The following is a 6158-nucleotide window of genomic DNA, read 5'->3' as shown; positions in this document are numbered from 1 at the left end:
GGGGTAAGGCTGCCAGCAACTGTTCCGCTATTTTCAACAGATCATCATCTACAGCCCCAAACAACTGCATACTGCTGTACATAAAGTCAGGGGTGTTGCGGTCAGCGAGCATGGTCAGCATTTTATCCAGTTCGTGGCGCTTGTCCCGGAACAGGTAAGCCAGGGTAGGGTCGTCTACTTTTTCAATCGGGATGTTGTATAGTTTACGTTTCAGCTGGTCGGCATCCACGGGCATCAGGCGGTAAAAGAAAGTAGGTGTCTGGCTATAGTTCGTTCTCTTGAATTCGGCCCAGGCTTCGTTGTTGTTAACAGGCGTTACCAGTAACAGGAACCGGAACTGATCGCTGATGCTGGTAAGTTGTTTATCTATTTTCCAAACAGCCCTGTTAACTGCCTGCCTGCCCAGTGCCTGGAAATGTAATGGTTTGTGAGATGTCTGTACGGATAAAAAATCGAAGACTGTTTTCTTGATCGCGTTAGCTATTTTCTCGCGCAGGGTACGCAGTAACAGCGGGTAAACCTTTCCGGTTTCCTGGTTTACATAGATGGGTTTGAGTTCCAGACCCAGCATCAGGTAACTATGTTTTTTTAATTCCTCTTCCGGGAACAACCGTAGCGGGCCTTGCAGTAACTCCCGGTTCGATGACGTTTTTACAGAACTATGGAAACCACTTATCTTTATCTGTTCCAGTTCCTTTTGCAGTGTAGCTATAGTTGTTGGCAGCTGCTCTTTCGGGCCGAGTATTCTGAAAAGGGGTGTTTCTGGTTCAGTATCTGCTGCCGCTTTTATTTCCAGTATCAGAAAGGCATCAAACTTCTGCGCCATTTCTTCCGCTATGCTGCCGATTAATTTTGTGAGTTCAGGTGTCTGTTCAGCCTGCGATATAATGTAAGAAGCAGACGATTTTACAAAGTCGGCTGTGGCATGGTCGGGCTTGCCGGCAGGGTGGCGAAACAACAGTAAAAACGGGAGAGGCCTGTCGATGTATACCAAACCGCCACCGGGCAGGCGACGGTGCACCTGTTTACCACGGCGCAGGCTTTTGGTAATTTTCTGTATAAACTGTTCGGTAATGCTATCGATCATGCGATTGGTTAAACCTTGGCTATAGTATCCGGCAAACTTCGTGCATAGCGGTCAGAACGGGTTTTATAGTCTGCTGCAGTGCTTTTTTAATTTCCTCTACCTGCACGTAATCTGGTTTGCCTGTCCATTCATCCATAAAGAACTTTTTAAACTCGATGCTCAAAACGCAGGCATTATCACCGAAGTTATCGTGTATCCAGCGCATAAAGTGGCCACCTTCAAATTTTACATTCTCGCGTACATCCAGTTGCCGGCCATGGTAATTGTAGCTCTGCAGGGAATTAGTAAAAGCATCTACTACAGGTGCCCATTTCTGGCGGTTCATGTTGCCGGTACCAATATTCACTTCCGGGTTTTGTTGCGGATCAGCTTCGGGGCTTTCGGCTCCGTCGCGTTTGTGGTTGTAGCTGTGCAGGTCGTAAACTATAAAACAGCCGTGCTTTTTCTGTATCTCAGTCAGTAACTGCTTTACATCGGCATAAAACCTGTCGTAGTGGGCCAGCGATTCTTCAGCAAACTCCTTCGATAGTTCTTCTTTCCAGACGTTCAGGCCCCAGGCATCTTCGGGTTTCAAGTAAATGGCCTTGTCGCGGGAGCGGTTCAGGTCCAGCTCAAAGCGGGAGTTATGCCCTATGATCCGGTTATCGGTAATCTCAACCCAATGGTCTGTAAAAGGGTCCTCTTCGCGCAGACGCTCTTCTGCTGCCAGGGCAAACAGGTTGCTTATGTTATGGCGAACCTCGTGTCCGCTATGGATGGCAGTAGCTACAAGTGGGCTATCGCCACGGGTTATCGTATAGTAAGTGCTGTCAATTTTAGTGTGTTCCATAGTTTTAATGCTGTACAAGGTTTTACCCGCAATAGCTTTGCAAGGTTATATCTTAGCTTTACAAGCATTAAATAAACGTTATTGTAAAACTTTTATACTAATGCACAGTTTAAGATGCAGCAGCACACTTACTTATTGGGGCCACTGGCTATATCAAAAAAAAATCAGCGATAGCATAGCTGGCTCTTACACAGAAAAGTAGATTTATCAAACTATATTCTCAGCCTGACATGTTAGACCTGAATGAGCATTCACTATAGTTGTGATTACCTTACGAATTTTCTGATTTTATTTTTAGGTTTGCCTTAGAAGTATAACCATTGGCAAAGCTTGTTTAAGTTGGCAGCCCAATGCTATAGTTCCTTTAATGATCGATCAATATTTTAGCTTGCTTTATAAATGACTGATAACCCGGTTTCTACAGTACAGGAAAAATATAAGAGCCAGTATTTACTTTTCCAGAAGGTTTTTGAAAGTCAGTCAGGGCTGAGCCTATTGCTTACTCCTCAGTTTATAATACTGAGCGCCACAGATGCTTTCCTGAAAGAGTCTTATTACTCATTAGAAGATATAGAAGGGAAATACTTATTTGATGTTTTTCCGGATAATCCTTCTACCCCGGAAGTTAATTCTTCCTCTAATCTGAGAGCATCTTTAGAGCAGGTACTTACAACCGGCAAAGCTCATAAGATGGATATTCTGCGATATGATATCCCGGACCCGTCAAATCCAGGTAATTTTATAGAGCGATACTGGAATACTATAAATAAACCAATCTGCAACGAACTGGGTGAAATCATTTGTATTCTGCATGAGACGACAAATGCTACGGAGGAAGTGTTGGCAACGCAACAGCTGGAGAAGAGCCGCGAACGTGAGCAGTCTGCACTTGCACAAGCCCAACATAGCCGGCTGCGCCTCGAACGCTTATTTGAACAGGCTCCTGCCGCATTGGCTATTTTAGAAGGCCCGGACCTGGTGTATAAAGTACTGAATGAGGGATACAGGAAATTATTTCCGGGTCGTGAGTTGCTTGGTTTACCTTTGTTTGAGGCCCTGCCTGAATTAAAAAATCAGCCTATAGACGACATAATTACAAAAGTTTATAACACAGGAGAGACTTTTGAAGGCCGCGAACTACTGGTGCCGGTGGCCCGCTACGAAGACCAGCCTGCAGAAGATATTTACTGGAATTTTATTTACCAGACGCTATTCGATACAAAGGGTAAGATTAATGGCGTGCTGATATTTGCACTGGATGTTACAGAATCTGTGGTAGCAAGGCAGAAACTGGAGAAAAACACAGAAGAGCTGCGCGCCCTTAACCAGGAACTGGAAGCTAGGGTAAAAAGAAGAACAGAAAAGCTGCAGGCCGCCGAATCTGAAGCAGACAGGCAAAGCAAACGCTTAAAAGACCTGTTTATGCAGGCCCCGAGCGCTATCTGTATACTTGACGGGCCCGATCTGGTGTATGAACTGGTAAACCCGGTCTACCAGCAACTCTTCCCGGACAGAGTACTTTTAGGCAAGCCTATTTTAGAAGCGTTGCCCGAGATAAAAGACAACCAGGTGTACAAAACTTTCCGGGAGGTTTACGAGACCGGCGAAACTCACGAAGAGGCAGAAATGCTGATACCGTTTGCGCGGCCTGATGGCGTACTTGAAGACCGATACTTTAAATACCTACAGCAGGCACGTTATAACGAGCAGGGGCAGGTAGATGGTGTGGTGGTGTTTGCACTGGAAGTAACCCTGCAGGTTGCAGCCCGAAAAGCTGCCGAAGCCAGCGAACAACAGTTAAAACTGGTAACAGATTCGTTGCCGGTACTTATCGGTTACCTGGATAAAGATGTGATCTACCGTTTCACAAATAAAGCTTACGAAACGTGGTTCCCTTATAAGGCACAGGAGCTTATTGGCCGTAAGGTAAGAGACGTTGTTGGCGAAAAAGCCTATGCAAACGCTGAAAAATATATAGAGCAGGCGCTGGCAGGTAATCTTGTTCAGTTTGAGGCGAAAATGCCCTATCGGGAAGATTTTACAAAGTATATCCACACCAGTTACGTGCCTGATATAAGAGATGGTGAAGTGAAAGGCTTTTATACTCTGGTTACGGATATAAGTGAGCAGGTAACAGCGCGTAAAGCATTGGAAGAAAGCGAGCAGAAAGCCAAAGCAATAGCCGACGAACTGGCTATCGCGAACCAGGAACTAAAGGCTGCAAACCTTGAGCTCGGCAATGCCAACAAACAGCTTGTATACACCAACAAAGACCTTGATAATTTTATCTATACGGCATCGCATGACCTGCGCGCACCTATTTCCAATATCGAGCGGTTATTGATAAAGCTACTCCTGGTACTGCCCGAGCAAAGCAGGGAAGAAGGGGAGGCAAAGCAGATCATCAGTATGATGCAAAAGGCCGTTGAAAGGTTTAAGAAAACCATCTCCAATCTTACGGAGATTTCGAAACTGCAAAAAAGCGAAAACCTGGAATCAGAAGTTATAGATCTGCCGGAACTGATCGAAGAAGTAAAATCGGATCTGGGTTACCTGGTTTCCGAATCGAAGGCTGAAGTTATAGTTGACCTTAATCTGTGCAAATCGGTCTCGTTTTCAGAGAAGAACCTGCGCAGTATCATTTATAACCTCCTGTCTAATGCTCTGAAATATCGTCATCCCGACCGTGTTCCGCTTATCCGGATAAAATGCGACCAGGATGAAGATCAGTTTTTGCTAACTATTAAGGATAACGGACTTGGCCTGAGCCAGCAAAGCAAAGGCAAACTCTTTACCATGTTCCGGCGCTTCCACGATCACGTGGAAGGCTCCGGCGTTGGGTTGTACATGGTGAAGCGTATAGTTGATAATGCCGGTGGTAAAATTGATGTTGAAACCGAAGAAGGAACCGGGACGACCTTTAAAGTTAACCTGCCACTATTACATACCAAAAACAGGGTGTAGCTCCTTAACTATAGTTTAACTCAGGGCTGTAGTTGGTGCTACATCCGGGCCGGTTTTTGTACGTGCACTCAGGTATAAACGATAAGCCAGCAGCAAAGCTTCCACACCAACTATAGGCGCAACAGCCTGTATCATTAGTGGGGATAGATCGGCAAAGGTCATGATGAGCATTGCTACAAAAGGTAGAAGTATCAGCACCAGATCCAGTTTGGTAAGCAGCCCGGACCGAACTATAGTTACAGCAAAACTCGCAAAAGCCAGCAAAGCCGCCAGGTTAGTAAGCGTATAGTCTACAAAGGTCATCAGTAAGGTAAGTACACAAAACCCTATCCCCAGCCAACTATAGTTATTTTGCCCGATGGTATCTGTTTGTACAGGCACTGTTTTATGGGCTTTATTGGGCTGTACCAGGAATAGGAATTTACGATACTCCAGGCCAAGCAACACAAAGTTAAGTAACAGGAAAACCGTATTTACATAAGGCGTGCCCGTCCAGTTCATGGATGTGGTTACGGCCAGGATGGCGACATTCATAGGTACAAGCATGACGGCACCCAGCAAACTATAGCGCTGCGACAAAAGTAGTGTGCCGATAACGACCTGGCTAACAGCAACCACCTGGGCAAACAAACCTAACCCATATTTTGCAAGAGCTTCTTCCAGCCAGGGTGGCCCTATCAGTTGGCCGAAATTGCCATGTGTTAGTTTACAAATGCCCGCCGAGAAAAAGATATAACCCAGGAACAGGCGGATAAGCAGTACGAGCAGGTATTGGTTTTTCAGCATAGTTTTATTTTGTAGAGTAGGTGGCACATGTCTATATATACCATGAAGTAAAAAACATCGGCTAAATTTTAAAAATGAATTATACTAACAGGTTGGTTTTCACTACAAAACGCCTTATTTTGAGGCTGTAATATTTAGTGTTTACCGGATTTTGATATGCTGTATTGTTGTCGTTACTTAAACTGTTTTATTAGGAAATAGCTACGCTACAGTCTGGTGTTAAGCAAAAAAAACGCGACCCTCAGATCGCGTTTCTTATTAAGTTTGCCGGTAGGTTTGTTAGCTATAGTTTCTTAAAGACTTCCCTTGTTAGAACCACTTTGTAGTTCGCGTTCATAATAAACAAGGTCTTTGTCCAGCGGGTGTTTCGGGTCTGTGCAATAGTATATTCGTTTGGCATAACGCCTTACCACTAAGTCACGATCTGGAGCTGCAATAGCAACTACTCTGGAGCCTTCTGTATATTTGTTTTCCATTGGAATGTAGGTAAAG

Annotated in this window: 5 protein-coding genes; 1 reads left to right on the top strand and 4 read right to left on the bottom strand. The window is 44.9% G+C overall.

Going from position 1 to position 6158, the window contains the following annotated elements; all coding sequences use genetic code 11:
- Together ABS362_RS18360 and ABS362_RS18355 are read right to left on the bottom strand one after the other, a co-directional pair.
- A partial coding sequence (locus ABS362_RS18360) for a tyrosine/phenylalanine carboxypeptidase domain-containing protein (RefSeq protein ID WP_350414369.1) occupies positions 1–1087 on the bottom strand: 1087 nt, incomplete at its 3' end.
- 19 nt (positions 1088–1106) lie between these two features.
- Positions 1107–1916, bottom strand: a complete 810-nt coding sequence (locus tag ABS362_RS18355) for an N-formylglutamate amidohydrolase (protein WP_350414367.1) — start codon at positions 1914–1916, stop codon at positions 1107–1109.
- 399 nt (positions 1917–2315) lie between these two features.
- Here ABS362_RS18355 and ABS362_RS18350 point away from each other — a divergent pair, with 399 nt between their 5' ends.
- Positions 2316–4880 (top strand): PAS domain-containing protein, encoded by a 2565-nt coding sequence (locus ABS362_RS18350; RefSeq protein WP_350414365.1) that lies wholly within the window; start codon positions 2316–2318, stop codon positions 4878–4880.
- 15 nt (positions 4881–4895) lie between these two features.
- On the opposite strand, the gene ABS362_RS18345 is transcribed toward ABS362_RS18350, so the two are convergent.
- Positions 4896–5666 (bottom strand): DoxX family membrane protein, encoded by a 771-nt coding sequence (locus tag ABS362_RS18345; protein WP_350414364.1) that lies wholly within the window; start codon positions 5664–5666, stop codon positions 4896–4898.
- 293 nt (positions 5667–5959) lie between these two features.
- Positions 5960–6142, bottom strand: a complete 183-nt coding sequence (locus tag ABS362_RS18340; RefSeq protein ID WP_350414363.1) for a hypothetical protein — start codon at positions 6140–6142, stop codon at positions 5960–5962.
- Between the last annotated feature and the right edge of the window lie 16 nt (positions 6143–6158).

Source organism: Pontibacter populi, from assembly GCF_040278685.1.
Lineage (GTDB): Bacteria > Bacteroidota > Bacteroidia > Cytophagales > Hymenobacteraceae > Pontibacter > Pontibacter populi.
This window is presented reverse-complemented; position numbering and strand designations above follow the sequence as displayed.